General features: G+C 49.2%; 3 protein-coding genes. 2 read left to right on the top strand and 1 reads right to left on the bottom strand.

Going from position 1 to position 3,731, the window contains the following annotated elements; genetic code table 11:
- Positions 1 to 210, top strand: a 210-nt coding sequence (locus ACK5NH_RS04050; RefSeq protein ID WP_416917908.1) for a M24 family metallopeptidase, incomplete at its 5' end; no start/stop codon positions are given.
- 236 nt (positions 211 to 446) lie between these two features.
- Entirely contained in the window at positions 447 to 2,051 is a 1,605-nt protein-coding gene (locus tag ACK5NH_RS04045) for an AMP-binding protein (RefSeq protein ID WP_416917907.1), read from the top strand.
- A gap of 102 nt (positions 2,052 to 2,153) precedes the next feature.
- Here the strand turns inward: ACK5NH_RS04045 and ACK5NH_RS04040 are convergent.
- On the bottom strand, positions 2,154 to 3,731 hold a 1,578-nt coding region (locus tag ACK5NH_RS04040), incomplete at its 5' end, for an ABC transporter transmembrane domain-containing protein (protein WP_416917906.1).

The raw sequence follows: 3,731 nt of genomic DNA, 5'->3' as shown, positions 1-3,731 counted from the left end.
CATCAAGGTCTCAAGCTCAAAGCCGGCATGGTGTTTACCATTGAGCCCATGGTGAATCAGGGCACGGACAAGATAAAAATCAAAAAAGATGGTTGGACGGTTGTCACCCGCGACAAAAAACTCTCGGCACAATCGGAACATACTATCCTTGTCACCCCCACAGGATTCGAAGTACTCACCCTGCGCCACGATGAGCAATATCCTAACTAATGTCGACGCTTACCCTCGATTTTTCATCTCAAATTCAGGTGTGCTGTAGTACATTTACACTGCAGCTCATCGCTATTTTTTAGAGTAAAAATTCTATTTTTACAAATGGATAGCCGTGCAAATTGCTACAATAATTTAACGATAAACATTGACCTGACTGGTTGAATCCTTCTAATCTAAACACCCGTTTGATTTTAAAATAATAACAACGATAAACCTATTTGAGGTAGTTAGGCATGGCATACGATCAAGAGTCACAACTCGAACTTGGCAAATACTCATCACTCATAGACTTAATCGAACGCACTAGCCAACGCTTTGGTGATAAAACGGCATATGCTTGTTTAGGAAAAAATAGCAGCTTCAATGATATAGAACGTGATTCACGCTATTTTGCCGCCTATTTACAAAATAACACTAACCTAAAACCCGGCGATAGGATCGCCATCCAATTACCCAATATTACCCAATTTGTTATCGCCGCCTATGGTGCGCTGCGGGCGGGACTTATCCTAGTTAACACTAATCCGCTCTACACCGAAAGAGAGCTAATTCACCAGTTTAATGATTCGGGAGCTAAGGCATTAGTCGTGTTGTCGGATTTACTGCCAACCCTCGCCAAAGTAGTTGCAACCACGCCTATCGAATTGGTGATTTCAACCCACCCGTTAGATCTTATCGATCCGCAAGTTCAGCCCAAAACCGGGCTTAAAAATATCGAATTTAACCAAGTGCTAAAACAAGGGGCAGAGCAACCCTTTACGCGCTTTGAGCCCGCAGCGGGCGACTTGGCCGCACTGCAATATACTGGTGGCACGACGGGCCTATCCAAGGGTGCCATGCTGACCCACGGTAATATGCTCGCTAATGCGGCGCAGGTAAAATCCCGTATCGGCAGCGTCATCACCGAAGGGGAAGATATTTTTGTCGCGCCACTGCCGATTTACCATATCTACGCCTTTATGGTGAACTTAGTGCTGTATTTTGAATGTGGTGGTTGCTCGGTATTGATCCCCAATCCCCGTGATATTAATGGCTTAATCAGGACTCTGGCGAAATATCCTTTTACCGGTTTTGCAGGGCTTAACACCCTCTTTGTCGCCCTGTGCCATCAGCCCGAATTTAAGGCACTGGATTTTAGTCATTTAAAAATCACTATTTCGGGTGGTACGGCACTGACCGCTGCCGCAGCCAATATCTGGCAGCAAACCACGGGCAATACCATCAGTGAAGGTTATGGATTATCCGAAACCTCGCCGGTAATTTCACTCAATGCCCCCGGATATCAGAAGATTGGCACTATCGGTAAGCCCGTTCTCGGCACTGAGGTCAAACTGTTAGACGAAAACGGCAATGAAGTCGCGCAAGGGGAAGCCGGTGAACTCGCCGCCAGCGGCCCACAAGTGATGCGAGGTTATTGGAATAACCCCCAAGAAACAGCCAATGTGATGACTGCCGATGGTTTCTTTAAAACTGGGGATATTGCGATTTTGAACGAGGAAGGATTCCACCAAATCGTTGATCGTAAAAAGGATATGATTATTGTCTCTGGCTTTAACGTTTATCCGAATGAGGTTGAAAACGTGCTAGCCAGCCACCCTAATATCATTGAATGTGCCGTGGTTGGTGTAAAGGATGCGCACTCAGGAGAAGCGGTCAAAGCCTTTGTTGTGCTCAAGGATGACAGCCAAGACCATGAGCAGATGAAAACCGCGATTATCCAGTTCTGCCGTGAGCAACTCACCGCCTACAAGCTGCCCAAGTTGATTGAATTTATGCCGCAGCTACCTAAGAGTACCGTGGGCAAAATTCTGCGCAGAGAACTGAAGCATCAGGCTTAAACTTACGTAAACATCAGTGATGTTTGAGCAATCTTAAATCCAAAACAAAACCCCAGAGCAGCACTCTGGGGTTTTATTTACATGACATTCCCCATCCAAACCTTACTCGCTAAGCGTACTCACTTCATCCGTGAGCAGCTGCAAACTGGCAAACTCACGATATAGAGCATTGGTTTGTATAAGAGTTTGATGCTTACCACTAGCGACGATACGCCCTTTATCGAACACGATAATTCGGTCAGCATTAATCACAGTGGCGAGGCGATGGGCGATGATAAGCGTGGTTTTCCCCTTCATCAATTCATCGAGTGCCTGCTTCACTTTTTGCTCGCTTAAGGCATCGAGCGCACTGGTCGCCTCGTCGAGCAGCAAGATAGGCCTGTCGGCTAGAATCGCCCTCGCAATCGCGATACGCTGCTTTTGACCACCGGATAAGCGCACGCCGCGCTCACCCAAATAGGTTTGATAACCTTCACTAAACTCACAGATAAACTCATGGGCACGGGCCGCAATACAGGCATCAATCACCTCCTGCTCGCTGGCATCGATGCGGCCATAGCGCACATTCTCCAGCACACTAGTAGCAAAAATAACCGAGTCCTGCGGCACAAGCGCAAACTGCGCCCGCAAATCCTTTGGTGAAAGTTCTGCAATATCAATCCCGTCCAAATGAATGCTGCCCGATGACGGCACATAAAACCGCTGCAATAACTGAAATAAGGTACTCTTACCGGCGCCACTCGGGCCGACCAAGGCCACTCGCTCGCCCGCGGTTATCGTCAGTTCTAAATCGCTAAGTACTAACTGGGCTTGCTCGGGATAATGAAAATTCAGTTGTTGCAGTTGCAGCTCGCCACGCACTTTCGTGGGCAGCGTTTTAGGCACCAGTGGCGCAGGAATATCGACCTCAGTTTCAGCCAACTCGATTAAGCGCTCGGCGGCGCCCGAGGCGCGTTGGATCTCGCCCACGACTTCACTAATGGTTGCAACGGCACCAGCCACCATCACGGCATAAAACATAAAGGCCGAGAGTTCGCCGCCCGTCATTTTTCCCGACATCACGTCGTGGGCGCCGACCCAAGTCACAGATGCTATGGCGGCGATACTTAAAAACATCACGGAGGAAATCAACATAGCGCGGTAACGAATACGACCACTGGCGGCGGTCATCACATCTTCGACACGACCATTAAACAAACTGCGGTCCTTATCCTCATGACCATAGGCTTGCACTGTGTGGATTTCATGTAAGGTTTCATCCACATAGGCCCCCAAATCCGCCACCCGGTCTTGACTCTCCCGCGCTAAGGTTCGCACTTTTCGGCCAAAGAAACCGACAGGCCCGAGCACCAAAGGCACGGCCAGTAATACGAGCAGCGTCATCTTCACACTGGTGATCCCCATCATCGCCAACCCGCCGATCACAGTCACGCCGGAGCGCAGCGCCATCGAGAGACTCGAGCCGACCACGGTTTGCAGCAGAGTCGAGTCGGCGGTAAAGCGCGAAATCACCTCACCGGTACGCACCTTGGCGTAGAAGGCTGGAGACAACTTCAGCAGTTGATTGTAAACCGTCAGACTTATATCTGCGCTGACCCGCTCGCCGAGCCAAGTCATCAAATAAAAACGACAAAACACCGCAGTGCCACTCACGGCGGTGATGAGCAGCACCAACAGAAT

The organism is Shewanella sp. (genome assembly GCF_047975355.1).
GTDB lineage: Bacteria > Pseudomonadota > Gammaproteobacteria > Enterobacterales > Shewanellaceae > Shewanella.
This window is presented reverse-complemented; position numbering and strand designations above follow the sequence as displayed.

Bases quoted from the DNA above. Each gene is read 5' to 3' on its own strand.
- ACK5NH_RS04045 (WP_416917907.1), top strand. From the start codon at position 447: ATGGCATACGATCAAGAGTCACAACTCGAACTTGGCAAATACTCATCA.